Consider the following 21,655-nt stretch of genomic DNA (forward strand, 5'->3'; position numbering starts at 1 on the left):
CCTCAGGCCGCCTTGTGCGCCGCCTGTGCGGGCACCGCGGCGTCCAGCCCCAGCCGGTTCACACCACTCACCAAGGCCTTGACCGAGGCCGTGACGATGTTGGTATCCATGCCCACGCCAAACCGCTCGGCACCACCACTGCCCGACACCAGCTCCAGGAAGGCACAGGCCTGGGCGTCGCCACCGTCGGTGCTGGCACGGGTGCTGCGTTCTTCGTAGCTGCGCACCTGCACCTTGACACCAATGGTTTGCAGCGCGTGCACTGCGGCGTCAATCGGGCCATTGCCTTCACCGCTGAGCAGCATGGGCTGGCCATTCACCTCCACCCCGATACGGATGCCCTGCACATGGGCCTTTCCGGGCTGGCCGGGGTGCTCAAACAGATGGTGTTCCATGTAACGCACCGTGGGCGTTGCCGCATTCAGGTAGGTGGCGTCAAACAGGTTCCAGATGCTCTGTGCCGTCATTTCACCGCCGTGGGCGTCGGTGTAACTTTGCACCTCGCCAGAAAATTCCACCTGCAAGCGGCGCGGCATGACCACACCAAACTCTGCTTCCATCAGGTAGGCCACACCGCCCTTGCCACTCTGGCTGTTGACGCGAATCACCGAGTCGTAGCTGCGGCCCACATCGGCCGGGTCAATCGGCATGTAGGGCACATTCCACATCGCATCCGGGCCGGCTACCTTTTGGGCGGCAAAACCTTTCTTAATGGCGTCTTGGTGGGAGCCACTGAACGCGGTGAACACCAAGTCACCCACATAGGGGTGGCGCGGGTGGATGGGCAACTGGTTGCAATGCTCGACGGTGCGGGCAATGGCGTTGATGTCCGAAAAATCGAGGCCGGGGCTCACGCCCTGGGTGTACAGGTTCAGCGCAAGAGTCACGAGGTCCACATTGCCGGTGCGTTCGCCGTTGCCAAACAGGCAACCTTCCACGCGGTCGGCGCCGGCCATCATGCCCAGCTCTGCAGCGGCCACACCCGTGCCGCGGTCGTTGTGCGGGTGCAGGCTGAGGATGACGCTGTCGCGGCGTGCGAGGTGGGTGTGCATCCACTCAATCTGATCGGCATAGATATTGGGGGTGGACACTTCGACGGTGGCCGGCAGGTTGAGGATGACCTTGTTGGTGGGCGTAGCGCCCCACTCGGCGGTCACCGCGTCACACACTTCGCAGGCAAACTCCAGTTCGGTGCTGGTGAAGACCTCGGGGCTGTACTGCAACACCCACTCGGTTTCGGGCATGGTGGCGGTGATCTCTTTGATGAGGCGCACCGAGGACACGGCCAGCTCCTTCACCTCGGGCTTGCTCATGCCAAACACCACATCACGGAAGACAGGGGCCGTGGCGTTGTACACGTGCACGATGGCGCGGCGGGCGCCTTGGAGGGACTCGATGGTGCGGCGGATCAAATGCTCGCGGGATTGGGTCAACACTTCGATGGTCACGCCATCCGGCACGTGGCCACCCACGATCAACTCACGCACAAAGTCAAAGTCGGTTTGTGAGGCGCTGGGGAAACCGACCTCGATTTCCTTGAACCCCACTTGCAGCAGCGTGCGGAACATGCGCATCTTGCGCTCCGCATTCATGGGCTCAAACAGGGATTGGTTGCCGTCCCGCAGGTCGGTGCTCATCCAAATCGGCGGCTGGGTGATGGAGCGCGTGGGCCACTGCCGGTTGGGCAGATCAATGGCGGGGAAAGCGCGGTATTTGGTGGCGGGGTTGGACAACACGGCAAGAACTCCTGGAGCAGGCACTACGAACAGATAGCTCTATCGTAGGCCGTGCACAGGAGCAGGCGATTGCGGAATGCCGCTCCAACCCCAAAACAAAGACCAAAAATTGCTTCGAATAATAATTCTCAGCAATTTTTCATTTCATGGTCAGAAAACCTTGCAATCAGTGGTGGTGGCCGTGGGCACCATGCACGTGGCCGTGGGCGATCTCTTCGTCGCTGGCAGCACGTACTTCCAGCACCTTCACGGCAAAACGCAGGGTCTTGCCAGCGTGGGGGTGGTTGCCGTCCAGGTGCACCACAGGGCCCTTGATCTTGGTCACGGTGAAGACGATGGTGTTGCCGTCTTCGGCACGGCCTTCGAGCTGGCCGCCCACCTTCACACCCGGGGGGAACTGGGTTTTTGGTATGGTTTGCAGCAGCGCTTCGTTGTACTCACCAAAGGCATCGGCCGGGGCCAGCTCTACCGTGGTGGCAAAACCGACGCCCTGGCCTTCCAGCGCTTCCTCAATCTTGGGGAAGGTGTTGCCATAACCGCCATGCAAGTAAGAAATGGGCTCCTGGCTTTGGTCCAGCAGCTTGCCGGTGGTGTCGGAGACTTTGAATTGCAGTGTGACTGCGGTGTTTTTGGTGATGTTCATGGCCCCCATTATCCGAAAAAGCCCTGCCCACCGCCCGCCATGGCGCCAGCCCCGCGCACAAGGGCGGGGGAAGGTGAAATAATTAGGGTATCTATCTACTTGGAAGCAGAAACATGAGCGACGCACAACAACGCATTGACGACCTGGTGAAATCCAACGAAATCCTGCTGTTCATGAAGGGCACCGCCAGCTTTCCCCAGTGCGGTTTTTCGGGCCGTGCCATCCAGATCCTCAAGGCCTGCGGTGTAGACACCAAGACTGTGAAAACCGTGAACGTGTTGGAAGACGACGGCATCCGCCAGGGCATCAAGGAATACAGCAGCTGGCCCACCATTCCCCAGCTCTACATCAAGGGCGAATTCATCGGCGGCTCAGACATCATGATGGAAATGTACGAGTCGGGCGAACTGGCACAGACATTGGGCAAGAGCCCCGCCTAATTCTCGCGCCGGCGCAGGTCCCGGCACACGAACCGGGGCGCCACCACACACACTGGAGCCCCAGGGACCCCTACCGTGCCAGACCACAGCGCCACTGACGCACTCGACGACGCCTTGCGCAGCCGGCGTCTGTTCCAGTTTGCGGCGCTATTGTTCGTTGCCTTTATGGGCACTGCCGTGCAATACGGCTTTCAGCAGCGCTGGGACGTGGTCTTGATTCTGGGCACCACCGCAGCCTTGATGCTGCCCAGCCAGTGGCTCAACCACCGCGGCCGGTACGAGGCCGCCTCCATCCTCATTCTGGGCTCGGCCACACTGGCCCTTTTCGGCATCATGTGGCGCAGCGATGGTCTGCGCGACTCGTCCTTGTTGGGTTACCCCGTCATCCTGATCGCTGCGGGTCAGCTCCTCAAGCCCAAACAGTTCTGGTGGCTACTGGCAGCCATGGTGCTGTGTGTGGTGGGTGTGGGGCTGGGCACGCTGAACGGCTGGCGCGGAGCCACCACGCCGGGCACCGACGTAGACCGGCTCACCGACAGCGTCACGATCCTGGTGGTGAACGGAATGCTGGTCTGGTTCCTGGCCTATGACATGCAAAAAGCGCTGATGGGGCTGCGTGTGCAGATTGCACGCTTCCGGGAGTCCGAAAAAAACCTCACCCACCTGGCCCAGCACGATGCCCTCACCCACCTGCCCAACCGCGTGTTGGGCAGCGAGCTGGTGGAGCAGGCCATTGCCAGCAGCACGCGCCACCAGCAGCTGGTGGCCTTGCTGTTTGTGGACCTGGACAACTTCAAGGATGTGAATGACTCGGTGGGCCACTCGGCCGGCGATGAGTTTCTCAAACAAGTCGCCCTGCGCCTACGCGACGCCGTGCGCCACGCTGACATCGTGTGCCGGCAAGGGGGCGATGAATTTCTGATCGGTGTGACCGACATCAGCGACACCCAGGGCATTGCCCAGGTGGCGGCCCAGGTGCTGCAGCGCATGCAGGCCCCTTTCCACCTGCGCGGGCTCGAAATCCTGGCCACCTGCTCCATCGGCATTGCGGTGCACCCCAAAGATGGTGCCACCTTCGAGGAATTACTCCGCCACGCGGATTTGGCCATGTACCAGGCCAAGGAATCAGGGCGCAATGCCTACCGCTTTTTTGACGAAGAGATCAACACCAGCATCCGCGAAAACCTGCATCTGATTTCCAGCCTGCGCCAGGCGCTGGCACAAAACGAACTGGTGTTGCACTACCAGCCGGTCTTTGACCTGGGCAACAACCGCTTGGTGGGCGCCGAGGCCTTGGTGCGCTGGCAAAACCCCAAGCTGGGACTGGTATCGCCCGGTCTGTTCATCCCCGCGGCCGAAAAGTCAGGGCTGATTGTGGACATCGGACAGTGGGTGCTGCAAGACGCCTGCAGGCAAATGCAGGCCTGGCGCCAGGCCGGTGCACCAGCGCTCATGGTGGCGGTCAACCTGTCGGCCGTGCAGTTCAGGCGGGGCGATGTGGAGGCCGTGATTGAACATGCGCTGCAGCAATCCGGGCTGGACCCCACGCAGCTGGAGCTCGAAATGACCGAGTCCACGCTGATCCAGGACACCGACAAATTCATGCAAACCCTGCAACGTATCAAGGCCATGGGCATCCGCCTGTCCATCGACGACTTTGGCACGGGTTACTCCAACCTGTCTTATTTGCAACGCTTTGCGGTCGACAAACTCAAGATCGACCAGTCCTTTGTGCGCCGCTTGCTCAACGGCGAGAAGGATGTCGCCATGGTCAGCGCCATCATCCATCTGGCCAAGAGCCTGAACCTGACGGTGACGGCCGAGGGTGTGGAAAACGTAGAGACACGTGACGCGCTGCAGCGCATGGACTGCGACCAGGCCCAGGGTTACTGGTTTGCCAAACCCATGCCCGCCGCCCAGTTCGAAGCCTTCTGGCGCGCCCAATTGGCCACGCCTGAGGCTCCCTAAACCGCCCAGTCCCAGTTGCGCTTGGCACCCATCACAGCGCTGGGGTACGGTGCCTTGCCACGCGAGCCGTTGTAGCGCCCCAAGGCCATGAACATGTCGCCCCGCTCACGCTCCAGGTAATGGCGCAAGATGACACAGCCAAACCGCAGGTTGGTTTGCATGTGAAAAAGCTTGCCCGCGTCCCCATCGCCGAGTACCCGCGTCCAGAAGGGCATGACCTGCATGTAACCCCGCGCCCCCACACGGCTCACCGCAAACTTGCGAAAGTTACTTTCCACCTGGATCAGGCCCATGACCAGGGAGACGTCCAGCCCGGCACGCTTGCTCTCGTACCAAACGGTCTGCAAAAACTCTTTGCGGGTTTCCCAGTCGGGTTTCTTCTTTTTCAGGCGCTCGCTCATCGCCCCCAGCCAGCGCAGGTACTTCAGGCGTGACTCCGTATCGGCAAACTCGGGGACGGGTGGCGCAGCGTTCTGGATAGCCGAGGACAGTGCGGTACGCACCGAGTCCACCAGCGGCTCTTCAATCTGCCCACCAGCCCGCGCCTGCTCTGCAAACGATAGCGCACCACACGCCAACAGCAAGCGCTGCAGGCCATTTCGCCTATTGATCTGCGTGTTGGCTTCGGGCGGAAGACTCATGCCTTCAGGCGTGACAGCAGCAAGCCCGCAATCTCCGCCACGGGCACCTTGGTGGCTTCCGTGTCACGGCGGTGCTGGTACTCCACCACACCTTCTTTGAGCGCACGGTCACCAATCGTCACGCGATGCGGCACGCCGATGAGTTCCCAGTCGGCAAACATGGCACCGGGGCGCTCGTTGCGGTCGTCCAGGATCACGTCCACACCAGCCGCCAGCAACTCGGCATACAACGTATCGGCCGCAGCTTTCACGTCAGCAAACCGGTCGGGGCTGATGGGGCACAGCACCACGGTGAAGGGCGCCAACGCGTCAGGCCAGATGATGCCCTTGTCGTCATGGTTCTGTTCAATCGCTGCCGCCGGCAAGCGCGTAATGCCAATGCCGTAGCAGCCCATTTCCATGAACTGGGGCTTGCCGTTCTCCCCCAGGAAGGTGGCGTTCATGGCCTTGCTGTACTTGGTGCCCAGGTAGAACACATGGCCCACTTCGATACCGCGCTCAATCGCCAACACGCCCTTGCCGTCGGGCGAGGCATCGCCCGCCACCACATTGCGCAGGTCGGCCACCAGATCGGGCTCAGGCAGGTCACGTCCCCAGTTCACGCCGCTCAAGTGGTAGTCCACCTCATTGGCGCCGCAAACCATGTCCGCCATCAGCGCCACTTCGCGGTCGGCAATCACTTTGAGTGGCTTCTTCAAGCCGACGGGGCCGAGATAGCCTGGCTCGCAACCAAAGTGCTCGTCAATTTCGGCGAGTGTGGCAAAGCGGAAGTCTGCCAAGCCGGGGAGCTTGCCAACCTTGACTTCGTTCATGCTGCGGTCGCCGCGAATCAGCAGCAGCCAGACCTGGGACTTCACCACCACGCCCTTGTCGTCGCGCACATCCGTGGCAACCACCAGCGATTTGAGCGACTGCTCCAGCGGCAGATTCAAATAGACGGCCACGTCTTCACAGGTACTCTTGCCCGGCGTTGCTACTTTTTCCATAGCAGCTTGCGCAGCAGCTCTGGGGGCTGTGGGCGCCAAAGCCTCTGCCTTCTCCATATTGGCCGCATATTCACTGTCCGGGCAGTAGACGATGGCGTCTTCGCCCGTCGCGGCAATCACCTGGAACTCTTCGGACAGATCGCCACCAATGGCGCCACTGTCGGCGGCCACCGCGCGGTAGCGCAGGCCAAAGCGGTCAAAGATCTTGCGATAGGCGCTGGCCATGACCTGGTAGCTGGCTTTGGCCGCGTCTTGGTCGCGGTCGAAGCTGTAGGCGTCCTTCATGATGAATTCGCGCCCGCGCATCAGGCCGAAGCGGGGACGGCGTTCGTCGCGGAACTTCGTCTGGATCTGGTACAGGTTTTTGGGCAGCTGTTTGTAGCTCTTGATTTCCTGGCGCGCGATGTCGGTCACCACCTCTTCGCTGGTGGGCTGGATGACGAAGTCGCGGTCATGCCGGTCCTTGATACGCAGCAGCTCGGGGCCCATCTTGTCAAAGCGGCCAGTTTCCTGCCACAGCTCGGCCGGCTGCACCACGGGCATGGTCAGCTCCACGGCGCCGGCGCGGTTCATTTCCTCGCGCACGATAGCTTCCACTTTGCGGATGACGCGCAGCCCCATGGGCATGTAGTTGTAAATACCAGCGCCCAGCTTCTTGATCATGCCCGCGCGCATCATGAGTTTGTGGCTGACCACCTCAGCATCCGCAGGCGCGTCTTTGAGGGTGGAGATAAGGAATTGGGAGGCTTTCATGGGGGAACTCGCTGACGACGGGGGCGTTCTGCGCTTGATGCACCGCTTTCGCTGTGCATAATGAACGAAGTTTAAAAATTGGGGTTTGATTATGCTTGACCGGGACGGATTTCGGCCCAATGTCGGCATCGTCCTGCTCAACCAGAAAAATCAGGTATTTTGGGGCAAACGCATACGTACCCATTCGTGGCAGTTTCCGCAGGGCGGCATTGACCGGGGCGAAACTCCCGAGCAGGCCATGTTCCGCGAATTGCACGAGGAAGTGGGGCTCCAGCCGGAGCACGTGAGCATCGTTGCCCGTACCCGAGACTGGTTGCGCTACGAGGTGCCAGACCGGTACATCCGACGTGACGCACGCGGTCACTACAAGGGCCAAAAACAGATCTGGTTTTTGCTCCAATTGGTGGGGCACGACTGGGATTTGAACCTGCGCGCCACCGACCATCCGGAGTTCGATGCCTGGCGCTGGAATGACTACTGGGTGCCGCTGGATGCCGTCGTTGAATTCAAACGCGGCGTCTATGAAATGGCGCTGACCGAACTGGCGCGCTACCTGCCACGGCATGAGCCGCGCAACCGTTTTTTGCGCCATAACCACCGTCCACACGGTACCGAACACCTCTCTGATGGACCTGCCATGGGTGCGCATATCGAATTGCCGCCGGGCGCGTCGTTTGAGCCCGACCCAGGCACCAACCAAACACCGCACCATGACTAAGTTGGCATACAAATCAATGGCGGCAGCACTGGCCTGCTGCGCCGCCCAGTTGGCCTGGGGACAGGTCGGCAACGGATTGGATAACCTGGACTGGGCGGAGGAGAAAGAGCCACCTCCACCAGCATTCTCCAAAACCCAGGTCTTGCCGCTGGACATGCCCAACTACATCTCGGTTCGCGTAGGCATTGACCCAACGACGGTGAAGGTCGGCCTGGACGGTGTGGTGCGTTATGTCGCGGTGATGAGCAATGCAACGGGAACCGTCAATGCGGTATACGAAGGCATTCGCTGCGCCAGTGACCAAGTCAAGACTTATGCGCGCGCCGGCAACTCCGGCGAATGGACTGTCGCTGTCGAGCCACCATGGCGCGATGTGAATGGCAACCAGCCCTCCAAACACGCTTTTGTGTTTGCACGATTGGCCGCGTGTGATGTGCGTGTGGCCAACCGGCTGGAAGATATTCTTCGGGCCTTGCAAACCCAGAAAAACCCAAGAAGCACCAAACCCAGCTTCGACTGACGCGCAGAGCAGCGGGTCAGCGGGTCAGCACCAGGTTGTCCCGGTGCAGCATTTCGGGCTCCGCGGCGTAGCCCAGCAAGCGCTCAAATTCACTAGACGGTTTGCGGCAGATCAGCCGCGCCTCCGAGCTGGAATAGTTGGCCAGCCCCCGGGCGATCTCCTGCCCGGCCTCATCGCGCACGGCAATCACGTCACCACGCGAGAAGTCGCCCTCCACCATCACCATGCCGATGGGCAGCAGGCTTTTTCCTTCGTCGCGCACCTTGGCAGCGGCGCCCGCGTCCACCACCACCGCGCCGCGCATCTGCAAATGGTCGGCCATCCACTGCTTGCGGGCCTGGTTTTTCTGGGTCTGGGCAATCAACAAAGTTCCAATCGCCTCGCCCTGCGTGAGGCGCACAAGCGCATCGGCCTCACGGCCCCAGGCAATCACCGTAGACGCGCCCGAGCCCGCGGCACGTTTGGCCGCCAGAATTTTGGTCAACATGCCGCCCCGGCCAATGCTGGACCCTGCGCCCCCGGCCATCAGCTCCAGCGCCAGGTCACCCGCCTTGGCTTCGTGCACAAACTCGGCCGCAGGGTCCTTGCGTGGGTCGGCGGTGTACAGGCCTTTCTGGTCAGTCAAGATCACCAGCGCGTCAGCTTCCACCAGATTGGCCACCAACGCACCCAGGGTGTCATTGTCACCAAACTTGATTTCGTCATTGACCACCGTGTCGTTTTCGTTGATCACGGGAACCACGCCCAGCTTCAGCAGCGTCAACAAGGTCGAGCGCGCATTGAGGTAGCGCTCGCGGTCGGCCAAGTCAGCATGCGTCAGCAGCACCTGGGCGCTGCCCAGGCCATTGGCGCGCAGCTTGGTCTCGTACATCTGGGCCAAGCCCATTTGCCCCACCGCAGCGGCAGCTTGCAGCTCGTGCACTTCCTTGGGCCGAACCGACCAGCCCAGGCGCTTCATGCCTTCGGCAATCGCACCGCTGGAGACCATGATGACCTCGCGGCCATCACGAATCAGGTGAGCCAGCTGCCGGCACCACTCGCCAATCGCTTGCTCATCCAGCCCACGGCCTTCGTTGGTGACCAGACTGGACCCCACCTTGACCACCACACGCCGCGCATCGCGCAATACAGGGGAGCTGAATTTTTGAATCATTTTGGCCTGTAGCCCTTGTATCCACTGCGCAAGCAGCTATTAAATCAATAGCGTTTAATACGAAGGCGTATCGCTGGAATCGACCGCACCCGACAGGAAGCGGGGGTCCACTTCCACATGCGGTTGCTCGGCCAGCTGCTGGGCCTTGACGTGTTTGTAGATCTCTTTGATCAGCGGCTCACAACCTTCACGGGTCAACGCCGAGATCTCAAACACCGGGCCCTTGAACTTGTAACGTTTCACGAAGTCCTTGATCAAGGCGGGGCGCTCATCGCCTGGCACCATGTCCAGCTTGTTCAAGACCAGCCAGCGCGGCTTCTTGTACAGGTTTTCGTCGTACTTTTTGAGTTCGTTGACGATGGCCTTGGCCTGCGCGACGGTGTCCACGCCTTCGTCAAACGGGGCCATGTCCACCACATGCAGCAGCAAACGGGTACGCTGCAAATGGCGCAGGAACTGGTGACCCAGCCCGGCGCCTTCGGCCGCGCCTTCAATCAGGCCTGGCAAGTCGGCCACCACAAAACTCTGCTCCGGCCCCACCCGCACCACACCCAGGTTGGGGTGCAAAGTCGTAAACGGGTAGTCCGCGATGCGAGGGCGTGCGTTGGAAACGGCGGAAATGAAAGTGGACTTGCCCGCGTTGGGCATGCCCAGCAGCCCCACATCGGCCAGCACCTTCAACTCCAGTTTGAGGTTGCGCTTCTCACCAGGCCAGCCTGGTGTTTTCTGGCGCGGTGCACGGTTGATGGCGCTCTTGAAACGCATATTACCAAAACCACCATCACCGCCCTTGGCAATGGTGATGACCTCACCCGGGGTCAGCAGCTCAAACAACACCTCGCCGGTTTCGGCATCCGTGATGATGGTCCCCACCGGCATCTTGAGGGTGATGTCATCGCCGGCAGCACCAAACATGTCAGAGCCCATGCCGTGCTCGCCGCGCTTGGCGTCGTAGCGACGCGCAAATCGGTAGTCCACCAGCGTGTTCAGGTTGATGTCGGCTACGGCAAACACGTGGCCACCACGGCCACCGTCGCCCCCGTTGGGGCCACCGAATTCTTTGTACTTCTCGTGCCGGAAGGAGACGCAGCCCGCGCCACCGTCTCCCGCGGAGATATCAATGTAGGCTTCGTCAACAAACTTCATGGCATGTACCGAGGTTAGAAATGAAAAACCCCGCGCAAAGGGCGCAGGGTTTCTCGGGGGAGCATGGGCAGATTACGCTGCGGTCACGCTCACGGTGTGCTTGTTCATCGCACCCTTGACTGCGAACGACACGTGGCCGTCTACCAGTGCAAACAAAGTGTGATCCACGCCAATACCGACGTTATTGCCGGGGTGGAACTTGGTACCACGTTGGCGCACGATGATGGAGCCAGCGCTGATCAACTCACCGCCGAAAGCCTTCACACCGAGCATCTTGGGCTTGGAATCGCGCCCGTTTCGCGTAGAGCCGCCGCCTTTTTTCTGTGCCATGACCTGTGCCCCTTATGCAGAAATCGCGCCGATTTGCAGTTCGGTGAACTGCTGGCGATGTCCTTGACGTTTCTGATAGTGCTTGCGACGACGCATTTTAAAAATGGTGACTTTGTCGTGCTTGCCGTGTGCCACTACCGTGACAGTAACTGTTGCGCCGGACACCAAGGGTGTGCCAACCTTCAGTTCTGCGCCGTTTCCGACTGCCAGAACCTGGTCGATCACGATCTCTTGGCCTACGTCCGCAGCAATCTGTTCTACTTTAATTTTTTCGCCAGCAGCAACGCGATATTGCTTGCCACCGGTTTTTATGACCGCGTACATGTTGACCTCTTCGACTAGGAAATCTGCAAATGAATTTTCGCAGAGCCCGGCAGTATAACATTTAATGCGGAATCTGCCAAATGCGCCGCCAAAGCGGGCTCGGACACGCCAAGCGACTCCCTATAATCAGGCCATAACAAACCGGTTTATCGCCTTGCAAGTCACTACTTCCGGCTCTTCGACGGGTCTTTCCATCGTCGAAAACGACATGCGCCACGTTGACAAGGTCATCACCCAGAGGTTGGACTCAGGTGTTCCATTGGTCGGCAGCGTTTCTCAGTACATCATCTCTGCAGGTGGCAAGCGGCTGCGGCCTGTATTGCTGCTGCTGTGCTGTGGTGCACTGGGCTACCAAGGCGACCAGCGCTACAACCTCGCTGCGGTGGTGGAGTTCATCCACACCGCCACCCTGCTGCACGACGATGTGGTGGACGACTCCGCCTTGCGCCGCGGCCATGCCACTGCCAATGCCAAGTTTGGCAACCCCGCCAGTGTCTTGGTGGGCGACTTCTTGTATTCCCGCGCTTTCCAGATGATGGTCGAAGCCCAAAGCATGCGCATCATGCAAGTGCTGGCTGATGCCACCAACGTGATCGCCGAAGGCGAAGTGCTGCAACTCATGAATATGCACAACGCCGCACTGGACGAAGCCGGCTACCTGCAAGTCATCCGCTCCAAAACCGCCAAGCTGTTCGAGGCCAGCGCGCGCGTAGGCGCCATCCTGTCCCATGCCACGGCAGCCCAGGAAGAAGCCTGCGCCGAATACGGCCAAGCGCTGGGCACCGCTTTCCAGGTGATTGACGATGTACTGGACTACACCGGCGACGCCGCGGTAATGGGCAAAAACCTGGGCGATGACCTGCGTGAAGGCAAAACCACCCTGCCACTCATTGCGGCCATGCAACGCGGCACCGAAGCCGAACGCCTAACCATCCAAACCGCCATTGAAACCGGTGAAGTCGGCATGCTGGACCAAGTGATTGCCATCGTCAGAAAGACCGGCGCGCTAGATGTGGCGCAAGCAGCCGCACACGCAGAAGCACAACGCGCCATTGCTGCAGCGGAGCGGCTGCCGGCCGGCCCGCACACCGACTGCTTGGTACAATTGGCGACGCAGTTGCTAGCGCGAAATCACTGATTTTTGCGGCCAAATCACACGCATCGGGGTGTGGCCTAGCCCGGTAAGGCGCTTCGTTCGGGACGAAGAGATCGGAGGTTCAAATCCTCTCACCCCGACCACCATTGGGTCCATACAAACAAAAAGGGCTTGTCTTTCGACAAGCCCTTTTGCTTTATGCAAACAGCGTATTAGGCAGTTTGTGCAGTCTTGCGGCGGCGAGCAATCGTCCCCACCAAGCCCAGGCCAGCCAACAGCATGGCGAAGGTTTCTGGCTCGGGTACGGGGGCTGCGCTCAGAGCAATACCGTAGGTACCGCCGGAAGCGCCATTGGCGATGCCGGTGATGTCTACATGGTAGTTGCCTGCGGCAGGCAGGTTAAAGGTGTACGTTTGGGTGTTGCCAGCAAACGAACCGTACCAAACATTTCCGGCTGCATGGCTGTTATTCCAAACGTTGACCATCAAATTGGAAATATTGAGTACGCTGAAGTTGCCAAAAGACAAAACCAGATTACTGGCCGTGCCGCTGAGCGTGGAGGCACTAGCGATTGAGAAATTGATGGTGTCTTCAAAGCTGCCAGCAGCATGAGTGAACACCTGCGTGGTGGAACCTATGGTTCCGACGCTACGGGTGTCGGCATGCGCAATGCCCACCGAGAGAGCAGCGGCCACGAGGCTCGCCACCAAAGTTTTATTGATTTGCATAATTATCCCTGTTGTGTATTGGAGAAACCGCCCGTGGACCCCAGAGCCCAGCGAGGCAAACGGAGTCTCGATGGAACAGTGGCTCAGGTCTATAGCCTGATCGGACTAGCACGCCAAATAGAGCAGGTTAACGCCCGTACACGTCTTCAAAACGCACAATATCGTCTTCGCCCAGGTAACTGCCCGACTGCACCTCGATCATCTCCAGCGCCAACTTGCCGGGGTTTTCCAGCCGGTGTGTGGTACCTAGAGGGATGTAGGTCGACTCGTTCTCTGACAGCAGCAGGGTCTTGTCCCCCACCGTAACTTTGGCGGTACCGCTCACCACAATCCAGTGCTCCGCACGGTGGTGGTGCATCTGCAGCGACAGCGCCGCCCCAGGTTTGACCACAATCCGTTTGACCTGAAACCGCTCGCCACTGTCCACACTGTCGTACCAGCCCCAGGGGCGAAACACCTTGCGGTGGGTCTGTCCCTCGCTGCGCCCAGCCTGCTTCAGGCGATCCACAATCTTCTTCACATCCTGGGTCTTGTTCTTGTGCGCCACCAAAATCGCGTCGGCGGTCTCCACCACAATCAGATCGTCCACCCCCACGCATGCAATCAGGCGCCCCTCAGACAGCGCCAAGGTATTGCGGCTGTCCTGCATCAGCACATCGCCCTGTGCCACATTGCCCTCTGCATCCTTGGGCAGCACATTCCACAAGGCCTCCCAAGCGCCCACGTCTGACCAGCCTGCCGACAGTGGAATCACCACCCCCACCGGCAACGCTGCAGCCTGGGCATGGCCCACCGCAATGCGCTCCATCACCGCATAGTCAATCGAGTCGCTGGGACACTGGCTGAACGCCTCTTTGCCCACACGCACAAACTCACCATCCTCGCGCCCCTGCGCCCAGGCCATCTGGCACGCCGCCGCAATATCGGGACGGCACACCTCCAGCGCCGCCAGCCACACCGAGGCGCGCATCATGAACAAACCACTGTTCCAGGAATACGTGCCCTCGTCCAAATAGGCTTGGGCCGTAGCCAGATCGGGCTTCTCCACAAACCGGGCAATGCGCTTGGCACCATCTGCACCAAACGCATCGCCAGACTGGATGTAGCCATAACCCGTCTCGGGTGCATCGGGCGTAATGCCAAAGGTCACCACCGCCCCCGCTGCGGCCAGCGTGGCGCCTTGTCGCACCACCGCCTGAAAGGCCTGGGTGTTCACAATCACATGGTCGGCCGGCATCACCAACAACACCGGATCTGCTCCGTTTTTGATAGCTGCTTGCGCAGCAAGGGTAAGGGCTGGAGCCGTATTTCGCCCCAAAGGCTCCAACACCACCGTGCCCGGCTTGCCCATCACCCGCAACTGCTCTGCAATCACAAAACGGTATTCCTCGTTGCACACCACCAGCGGCGCGGCCACCTCTAAGCCGGCAATGCCCTCCACGCGGCGCACCGTGGCCTGCAGCAACGAATCTTCACCAATCAGCGGCAAAAGTTGCTTGGGATATTTTTCACGCGACAAGGGCCACAAACGCGTGCCAGAGCCGCCCGACAACACCACTGGTTGAATCAACATAGGTAATCCTGAAATTTAAAAACTATTGGTCAGGCGCGGGCATCGCCCCAGCGCAGGCGGGCCGTATCGTCGCCACGGTACAGCGTCTCGCCGTGCCGATTGACGCAATAGTGGCGCGACACAATCATCTCGAAGAAGTGCATGTCAGCAGGAATACGCGTGTACTCAAACAACACCCCGCGCGTAATACGCGCACCGGTTCGGATCACACTGCCATGGCCAATCCAGGCAGGCCCAATGATGGTGGAGCCCGGCTCAATCTTCACACTGGAGCCGATGTAGACAGGCCCCTCAATCTTGACTTGGTCCCAAGGAACCTGCGTATTGAGCCCCACCCACACTCCCGGCTTCACCTCCTTGCCCGGCATGCGCATGTAGTCAATCTCGCCCTTCAGCACGCGTTGCAACACCGACCAGTAGTCACTCACACGCCCAATGTCCAGCCAGTTGAACGGCCGGTTTTGCACAAAAAACGGCAACTTGTCCTGTGCCAACTGCGGAAACAACTGCGAGCCGATGTCGTACACCTGCCCTGCCGGCACCTTGTCCAGCACCGCTGGTTCAAAGATGTAGATGCCCGTACTGGCCAAGGTCGACAAGGCATCTTCCGGTTTTGGCTTTTCCTGGAACGACTGAATGCGCCCATCCGCATCCGCCACCACCATGCCGTAAGACTGCACCTCCTCGCGCGGCACCTCCAGCGCTACCACGCTGGCCATGGCCCCTTTGGCCTTGTGCTCCGCCAAGGCGGCGGTAATGTCCAAATCAATCAGTGCATCACCACACAGCACCAAGGTGGTCTCGTCAAAAAACCCACTGAAATCCTGAATGTGGCGCATACCGCCCGCAGACCCCAGCGGCCGTGGCAAGATGTCTCCATGCTCGCGCACACCTTCGTAGGAGTACCCAATCTCTACGCCCCAGCGGCTGCCATCGCCAAAATACTGCTCAATGCGCTGGTGGTGGTAAGCCACGTTCACCATGATCTCTTTGATGCCATGCCGCGCCAAATGCTCGATCAAATACTCCATCACCGGCTTACCCAAAATAGGCACCATCGGCTTGGGCAAATCCTTGGTTAAAGGTCGCACACGGGTACCCTGCCCCGCCGCCAAAATCATTCCTTTTGCCATTTATTTCTCTCCCTTGTAACCATTCGGATTCATGTTCTGCCAGCGCCAAGTGTCCTCACACATAACGTCCAGCCCGCGCTCAACACGCCAGCCAAACAGCGCTTGCGCCAAAGAGGCATCTGCCCAATAGGCATCCAGATCTCCGGCTCGGCGGGGCCCCACTTTGAAGGGAACCGGGCGCCCGCTGGCTGCCTCAAAAGAGCGCACCATATCTAGCACACTGTGCCCCACACCCGCCCCCAGATTGACAGAAACGCATCCGGTATTCGCGCCCAGGTAATCCAGCGCCTTCACATGCCCCAGAGCCAAATCCACCACGTGTATGTAGTCGCGCACACCTGTGCCATCCGGCGTGGGGTAATCGTTGCCCCACACGTTCAAAAACTCCCGGCGCCCGACGGCCACCTGCGCCACATACGGCATCAGATTATTGGGCGTGCCTTGCGGGTCCTCACCAATCAAACCACTGCTATGCGCCCCCACCGGATTGAAATAACGCAGGATGCCAATTCGCCAGTCCGCATCACTGCGATGAAGGTCACGCAGCATGTTCTCGACAACCAGTTTGGTCATGCCGTAGGTATTGGTCGCGCTTAAACGGTGGTCCTCGCGATACGGCAGCACCTCTGGCACGCCATACACCGTGGCCGATGAACTGAACACCAACGTCTTCACCCCGCAAGCCGCCATTGCCTCCAACAAACGCACCGTACCCAGCACATTGTTGTCGTAGTACTTCAACGGCTCAGCTTCCGACTCGCCCACCGCCTTCAGCCCGGCAAAGTGCACCACAGCCTTCGCACCACTTGCGTGCAAGGCCGCCTGCAAAGCAGCTCCATCGCGGATGTCTCCACGCACCACAGCCATAGTGCGCCCCGCAATGCGCTGCACGCGCTCCGTGGCCTCCCACTGGCTATTGGAAAAGTTGTCGTAGACGGTCACATCGTGCCCCGCCATCAACAACTCCACACAGGTATGCGAACCGATGTAGCCCGCACCTCCAGTCACAAAAATCATTCACAACTCCCATTTTTTATCTACGTGAGTGTATGCGTCAGCCCCTAGTCCATATGGACTAAACAGCGCGTAACCAGATGCAAACACCATACAAAAAGAGTGCCAACCGGCGTCACATGCACGTCATACAAGCGGCTCAAAAATCCGGTCTCTCAGCAACTCCTACCTGAATTGATCGCCTACCACAGTGCGCCTTTGCACAAATGGCTGAACGAAGCTCATAAATGTGAACTAGTTCACATTTATTTGTTGAGATCTCACCATTTGAAGCAAATTCACCCGTTTGGGGGATAGGCATAGTCCATTTGGATCCGTAACATCCGCCACTTCTTACGTAATTAGCGTTAACCCTAAGCTCCGGCCACTCCACCCCATGTCATTTTTCCCCTCGCTCTCCTCCGAGGACCTGCACCACTACCACCGGGTCGTCACCCATTCGGTGGAAGTGCGCAGTCACTTTGACGTGCTGATCTGGCTTCAGGGTGACATGCAGCGCTACCTGCCGCACGACATTTTGGTGGCCGCGTGGGGAGATTTTTCTACCGGCGCCGTGCAACACGACATCATCTCGGCCCTGGCCGGCGTGCGCTCCCACGCCTCCCACGCAGGCGCTATCACCCCCTTGCTGGTTCAGCTGTTTAACCGCTGGACCGAATTCAGCAACAAACCTTTCAGCCTCAACACCGGCGAAAGCGGCTTTCTGCTCGAAGACTCTGGCCTGAAAAGTGCTTTGGGGGGGGCATTGCAAAAAATGCGCTCCGCTGCGGTGCACGGCATCCGCGACGAGCGTGGCAGCCACGACTGCCTCTACGTCGCCTTTAGCGCCAAAGAGCAGTTCACAGAAATGGAGCGCGGAGCCATGGCCATGGTGCTTCCCTACATCGACACTGCATTGCGCCAAGTGGAGCACCTGCCCCACCAGGCCCAGGTGCAAACCGCCCCCACCACCTTCAATGACGCCCTGCTCAAAGGCGACCACGACCTGTCTGACCGCGAAGCAGAAATCCTCAAATGGGTCGCCCTGGGCAAAACCAACCCCGAGATCGGTTGCATCCTGGAAATCAGCGCGTTCACTGTCAAAAACCACATGCAACGCGTCTTCAAAAAACTCGATGTCTCCAACCGTGCCCAGGCCGTAGGCAAATTTCGAGCGTGGATGAACCATGTCTAAAGCCCACGTCACCCTCTCCGCCGCTGCCCTCAACCGGGGCGTTGAGCACCCCACACTGGGCAAAGACAACCTGCTCAGCTTGTTCGAATCCGCTGTCTGCCCCGCCGCCTTGGTCTCGTCACTCTGGGCCTTGGCGTATTACTTCGAAGGCAGCATCTTGCCCGCCTATCTGCTGCTGGCCGTGCTCACCTTCGCACTCACCTTTCCGGGTGAATCGCGCTTGCAAACCAGCGTTGGTACCGTTCTGCTAGACATCGTCCTCAACTGGATCTGGATCGCAGGCCTCCTGGGCGTCACCGGTTATGCCACCGGCTACATCCGCGAGTTTTCGCAAGACGCACTCATCGCCTGGCTCTGGGCCGCACCGGCCACCGAAGTTGCGGCCAGCTTTGGCCTGCGGCTCGTGGCCCCCATGGTGCTCAAACTCCAGGGCCCCAAGCAGCGCGCCCTTATTGTGGGCATGAACGAACAAGGCCTCGCCCTGGCCACCAAACTCAAAGACTCCCCCTACTCCCGCATCGAACTTGCCGGCTTTATCGACAGCCGCAGCACCGACCGCCTGCACCCCGACAGCCCCTACATCCTCTTGGGCAAGATTGACCAACTGGCCTGCATTGCCCAGCAAAACCGCATACAGGTCATCTACCTCTCGCTGCCCATGGCCTCGCAACCACGCATCCTGGCCATATTGGACGAGCTCAAAGACACCACCGCCTCCATCTACTTTGTGCCCGACATGTTCGTCACCGACCTGATCCAGGGCCACCCCAGCGCCGTATGCGGCATGCCCGTCATCTCGGTGTGCGAAACCCCATTCCGCGGATTCAGCGGTGCCATCAAACGCATCAGCGACGTCGTCTTTTCCCTGCTCATCCTGCTGATGATCACCCCCGTGCTGCTGGCGATTGCCATCGCCGTCAAGATGAGCTCACCCGGCCCCATCATCTTCAAACAGCGCCGCTACGGCCTCGATGGTGAAGAAATCTTGGTCTACAAATTCAGGTCCATGACCGTTACCGAAGACGGCGGCGCCATCCAGCAAGCCCAAAAGAACGACTCCCGCATCACCCCACTAGGCGCGTTCTTGCGCAAAACCTCGCTCGACGAGCTCCCCCAGTTCATCAACGTGCTGCAAGGCCGCATGAGCATCGTGGGCCCCCGCCCGCACGCCGTCGCCCACAACGAGCTATACCGCAAACTCATCAAGGGCTACATGGTCCGCCACAAGGTCAAACCCGGCATCACCGGCTGGGCCCAAGTCAACGGCTACCGCGGCGAAACCGAGACACTGGACAAAATGCAAGGCCGTATCGACTACGACCTGGACTACCTGCGCAACTGGTCCCTGCGACTGGACATCCACATCATCCTGAAAACCGTGCGCTTGGTCGTCAAAGACCAGCAGGCCTACTGAGCATGCGCGCGCAGCCCACCCTCCACGTTGCCGTGGCGCTATGCGCTTGCGCCAGTGCGGCCGTCGCACAAGAAGCCCCGCTGGTACTCACCGCTGGCTACACCGTGCAGACCGACAGCAACCTGTTTCGCCTGCCCTCCAGCGCAAACACCCAAGCGCTCATTGGCAAAGACAGCGCCGCAGAACAAATTGGCGTCACCACCGTGGGCTTTGGGCTCAACACCTACCAAAGCCTGCAAAAGTTTGAGTTCGACCTGAACCTGGTGGACTACAAATACCAAAACTTCAACTACCTCAGCTTCACCGCCAGCAACTACAACGCGGCATGGCGCTGGGCCCTCACCCCTGCGCTAACCGGCAGCTTGACCTCCAGCCGCAAAGAAACCCTCAACAGCTTTAGCGACTTCAACAGCTACACCCAGCGCAACCAGCGCATTGACACCAGCACCGGCCTCAACGCCGAATACCAGCTCGATGGCACCTGGCGCCTGCTGGGCGGCATCAGCACCACCCGCCAGGCCAACCAGCAAGCCGTGCTGGCCGGTAGCGACTACACCAGCAACACCGCCAACGCCGGGGTGAAATACGCTTTTGCCTCCGGCAGCAGCATCAGCTACGTGGCCCGCTTAGGTAGCGGCAGCTACCTCAACCGCACCGTACCCAACGCCGGCCAGTTTGACGACAACTTCAAACAACTCGACAACGACCTGCGCCTGCGCTGGGCCCTGGGCGGCAACAGCAGCGCCGAGCTCTACCTCACCCACATCAACCGCACCCACCCCACCTACGGCCAGCGCGACTACAACGGCTTCAACACCGGCGCCAGCTTGGACTGGGCCATCAGCGGCAAAACAGCCCTCAACGTCGGCTTTAGCCACGCGCTAGACGCCTACGCCACCGCCAACAGCAACTACAGCCAGACCGACAAAATCAGCATCGGCCCCGTCTGGCAGTTCAGCCCCAAAGCTGCACTGCGCCTGCGCTACGACTGGGCCCAGCGCGACTACCTGGGCTCGCCAGGCGCCACCGCCAGCACCCGGCGCGACACCACCCGCGACACCTCGGTCTCCATCAACTGGCAACCCTACCAACAACTCGCACTCAGCGCAGCACTACAAGGTGCTTCGCGCGGTTCCAACCAAACGGGCCTGGACTACGACAGCACCCAACTGCTCTTTACCGCCCAAATTACCTACTAAACCGAGACACCACCATGCGCATCACACCCCGCCACATCTCCACCACCGTACTGGCTGCCGCCATGGCCCTGGGCCTGGCCGCTTGCGGCAACAAAGACGACAAAAAAGTTGCCACCCAAGTTGCCGCCAAAGTGGGCTCCGAAGAAATCTCGGTGCACCAGATCAACCAAGTGCTCAGCCGCTCCGGCGCTGGCGCTGGCAACGCGCAAGCCATGGGCCGCGACGTGCTGGAAAAGCTCATTGACCAGCAACTCGCCGTAGACCAAGCCACCGAAAACAAGCTGCACCGCTCCCCCGAAGTCGTGGGCCAAATTGAAGCCGCCCGCCGCGACATCCTGGCGCGCGCCTACATCCAGCAAATCACCGCATCCACCCCCAAGCCCACTGCAGACGAAGCCAAAAAGTACTTTGCCGACAACCCCGCCCTGTTCAGCGAGCGCCGCATCTACAACGTGCAAGAAATTGTGGTGCCCAACGCTGCAGGCGTGGCCGATGCACTGCGCCCCCTGGCCACCGCGGGCCGCCCCATTGAAGAAGCGGCTGCTTTGCTCAAAGGCAAAAACATCCAGTTTGGCGGCGGCAGCGCCACCCGCGCTGCAGAGCAAATCCCGCTCGAAATTCTGCCCCGCATCCACGCCCTGAAAGACGGCCAAAGCACGCTGATAGAGGCCCCCCAAACCATCACACTGCTGCGCGTGGTGTCCTCCCAGTCTGCCCCCGTGGCGCAAGAGGCTGCCCTGCCCCGCATCGAACAGTTTTTGCTCAACCAGCGCGCCGGTGAAGCCGTCAACGCCAACCTCAAGCAACTGCGCGCCTCTACCAAAGTGACCTACATGGGCGAGTTTGCCAACGCGCCTGCCGCAGCTACAGCACCCGTGGCCGCCCCCGCTGCCGCGCCTGCACCCGACGCAGCCGCCGCCAAATCCACCATCGAAAAAGGCGTGGCCGGTTTGAAATAAACCCCAG

At 60.1% G+C, this 21,655-nt stretch carries 21 protein-coding genes and 1 tRNA gene; 10 read left to right on the forward strand and 12 right to left on the reverse strand.

Features of this window, described 5'->3' with window-relative positions; translation table 11 throughout:
• Positions 1-2 precede the first annotated feature (2 nt).
• Positions 3-1,736 carry a 2-isopropylmalate synthase gene (gene leuA / locus C5F53_RS09255; protein WP_105261098.1) on the reverse strand — a complete coding sequence of 578 codons (1,734 nt, stop codon included), beginning with the start codon at positions 1,734-1,736 and terminating at the stop codon, positions 3-5.
• Positions 1,737-1,902: 166 nt separating this feature from the next.
• On the reverse strand, positions 1,903-2,379 hold the full coding sequence (locus tag C5F53_RS09260) for a peptidylprolyl isomerase (protein ID WP_105261099.1): 477 nt from the start codon (positions 2,377-2,379) through the stop codon (positions 1,903-1,905).
• A gap of 113 nt (positions 2,380-2,492) precedes the next feature.
• Here C5F53_RS09260 and grxD point away from each other — a divergent pair, with 113 nt between their 5' ends.
• Both grxD and C5F53_RS09270 read left to right on the forward strand, forming a co-directional pair.
• Positions 2,493-2,819: a Grx4 family monothiol glutaredoxin gene (gene grxD / locus C5F53_RS09265; protein WP_105261100.1), complete on the forward strand. Its 327-nt coding sequence runs from the start codon at positions 2,493-2,495 to the stop codon at positions 2,817-2,819.
• 75 nt (positions 2,820-2,894) lie between these two features.
• Complete coding sequence (locus C5F53_RS09270) at positions 2,895-4,787, forward strand: bifunctional diguanylate cyclase/phosphodiesterase (RefSeq protein ID WP_105261101.1); 1,893 nt, start codon at positions 2,895-2,897, stop codon at positions 4,785-4,787.
• Here the strand turns inward: C5F53_RS09270 and C5F53_RS09275 are convergent.
• Both C5F53_RS09275 and C5F53_RS09280 read right to left on the reverse strand, forming a co-directional pair.
• Positions 4,784-5,428 carry a lytic transglycosylase domain-containing protein gene (locus C5F53_RS09275; protein ID WP_105261102.1) on the reverse strand — a complete coding sequence of 215 codons (645 nt, stop codon included), beginning with the start codon at positions 5,426-5,428 and terminating at the stop codon, positions 4,784-4,786. The two genes, C5F53_RS09270 and C5F53_RS09275, sit on opposite strands and share 4 nt — an antisense overlap.
• A complete protein-coding gene (locus tag C5F53_RS09280) occupies positions 5,425-7,167 on the reverse strand; it encodes a proline--tRNA ligase (RefSeq protein WP_105261103.1) in 1,743 nt (580 codons plus the stop codon). Before C5F53_RS09280 ends, C5F53_RS09275 begins: the two co-directional genes overlap by 4 nt.
• Before the next feature lie 91 nt (positions 7,168-7,258).
• Here C5F53_RS09280 and C5F53_RS09285 point away from each other — a divergent pair, with 91 nt between their 5' ends.
• Complete coding sequence (locus C5F53_RS09285) at positions 7,259-7,885, forward strand: RNA pyrophosphohydrolase (RefSeq protein WP_105261104.1); 627 nt, start codon at positions 7,259-7,261, stop codon at positions 7,883-7,885.
• Positions 7,878-8,405: a CNP1-like family protein gene (locus tag C5F53_RS09290; protein WP_161499913.1), complete on the forward strand. Its 528-nt coding sequence runs from the start codon at positions 7,878-7,880 to the stop codon at positions 8,403-8,405. The genes C5F53_RS09285 and C5F53_RS09290 overlap by 8 nt, the downstream gene beginning before the upstream one ends.
• Before the next feature lie 16 nt (positions 8,406-8,421).
• Here the strand turns inward: C5F53_RS09290 and proB are convergent, their stop codons facing one another.
• The 4 genes from proB to rplU form a co-directional block, all read right to left on the reverse strand.
• Positions 8,422-9,558 carry a glutamate 5-kinase gene (proB, locus tag C5F53_RS09295; RefSeq protein WP_105261106.1) on the reverse strand — a complete coding sequence of 379 codons (1,137 nt, stop codon included), beginning with the start codon at positions 9,556-9,558 and terminating at the stop codon, positions 8,422-8,424.
• A gap of 54 nt (positions 9,559-9,612) precedes the next feature.
• Positions 9,613-10,704, reverse strand: coding sequence for an Obg family GTPase CgtA (gene cgtA, locus C5F53_RS09300; protein ID WP_105261107.1), 1,092 nt, complete (start codon positions 10,702-10,704; stop codon positions 9,613-9,615).
• A gap of 72 nt (positions 10,705-10,776) precedes the next feature.
• Positions 10,777-11,034 (reverse strand): 50S ribosomal protein L27, encoded by a 258-nt coding sequence (rpmA, locus tag C5F53_RS09305; RefSeq protein WP_105261108.1) that lies wholly within the window; start codon positions 11,032-11,034, stop codon positions 10,777-10,779.
• A gap of 12 nt (positions 11,035-11,046) precedes the next feature.
• Positions 11,047-11,358, reverse strand: a complete 312-nt coding sequence (gene rplU, locus C5F53_RS09310) for a 50S ribosomal protein L21 (RefSeq protein ID WP_105261109.1) — start codon at positions 11,356-11,358, stop codon at positions 11,047-11,049.
• Between the two features lie 208 nt (positions 11,359-11,566).
• Here rplU and C5F53_RS09315 point away from each other — a divergent pair, with 208 nt between their 5' ends.
• Both C5F53_RS09315 and C5F53_RS09320 read left to right on the forward strand, forming a co-directional pair.
• The gene (locus tag C5F53_RS09315) at positions 11,567-12,496 is read left to right on the forward strand and encodes a polyprenyl synthetase family protein (protein WP_105261110.1); all 930 of its coding nucleotides are present in this window, start codon (positions 11,567-11,569) and stop codon (positions 12,494-12,496) included.
• A 24-nt stretch (positions 12,497-12,520) separates the two neighbouring features.
• Positions 12,521-12,597, forward strand: a tRNA-Pro gene (locus tag C5F53_RS09320).
• A 69-nt stretch (positions 12,598-12,666) separates the two neighbouring features.
• On the opposite strand, the gene C5F53_RS09325 is transcribed toward C5F53_RS09320, so the two are convergent.
• The 4 genes from C5F53_RS09325 to galE all read right to left on the reverse strand — a co-directional run bounded on the left by C5F53_RS09325 (position 12,667) and on the right by galE (position 16,905).
• Positions 12,667-13,182, reverse strand: a complete 516-nt coding sequence (locus C5F53_RS09325) for an FxDxF family PEP-CTERM protein (RefSeq protein ID WP_105261111.1) — start codon at positions 13,180-13,182, stop codon at positions 12,667-12,669.
• A gap of 127 nt (positions 13,183-13,309) precedes the next feature.
• Positions 13,310-14,755, reverse strand: a complete 1,446-nt coding sequence (locus C5F53_RS09330; RefSeq protein ID WP_105261112.1) for a mannose-1-phosphate guanylyltransferase/mannose-6-phosphate isomerase — start codon at positions 14,753-14,755, stop codon at positions 13,310-13,312.
• Positions 14,756-14,784: 29 nt separating this feature from the next.
• Complete coding sequence (locus tag C5F53_RS09335; protein ID WP_105261113.1) at positions 14,785-15,888, reverse strand: sugar phosphate nucleotidyltransferase; 1,104 nt, start codon at positions 15,886-15,888, stop codon at positions 14,785-14,787.
• Positions 15,889-16,905, reverse strand: a complete 1,017-nt coding sequence (gene galE / locus C5F53_RS09340) for a UDP-glucose 4-epimerase GalE (protein WP_105261114.1) — start codon at positions 16,903-16,905, stop codon at positions 15,889-15,891.
• A 373-nt stretch (positions 16,906-17,278) separates the two neighbouring features.
• Here galE and epsA point away from each other — a divergent pair, with 373 nt between their 5' ends.
• Genes epsA through C5F53_RS09360 form a run of 4 tightly spaced genes read left to right on the forward strand, consistent with a single transcriptional unit; the run spans position 17,279 to position 21,648 of the window.
• Positions 17,279-18,076, forward strand: coding sequence for an XrtB/PEP-CTERM-associated transcriptional regulator EpsA (epsA, locus tag C5F53_RS09345; protein WP_105261115.1), 798 nt, complete (start codon positions 17,279-17,281; stop codon positions 18,074-18,076).
• Positions 18,069-19,490: an undecaprenyl-phosphate glucose phosphotransferase gene (locus C5F53_RS09350; protein WP_105261116.1), complete on the forward strand. Its 1,422-nt coding sequence runs from the start codon at positions 18,069-18,071 to the stop codon at positions 19,488-19,490. The genes epsA and C5F53_RS09350 overlap by 8 nt, the downstream gene beginning before the upstream one ends.
• A 2-nt stretch (positions 19,491-19,492) precedes the next feature.
• A complete protein-coding gene (gene epsL / locus C5F53_RS09355; protein ID WP_105261117.1) occupies positions 19,493-20,689 on the forward strand; it encodes an XrtB/PEP-CTERM-associated polysaccharide biosynthesis outer membrane protein EpsL in 1,197 nt (398 codons plus the stop codon).
• 14 nt (positions 20,690-20,703) lie between these two features.
• Positions 20,704-21,648, forward strand: coding sequence for an EpsD family peptidyl-prolyl cis-trans isomerase (locus tag C5F53_RS09360; RefSeq protein WP_105261118.1), 945 nt, complete (start codon positions 20,704-20,706; stop codon positions 21,646-21,648).
• Positions 21,649-21,655: the final 7 nt, after the last annotated feature.

It is taken from the genome of Rhodoferax sp. TS-BS-61-7 (assembly GCF_002943465.1).
Taxonomy (GTDB): domain Bacteria; phylum Pseudomonadota; class Gammaproteobacteria; order Burkholderiales; family Burkholderiaceae_C; genus Allorhodoferax.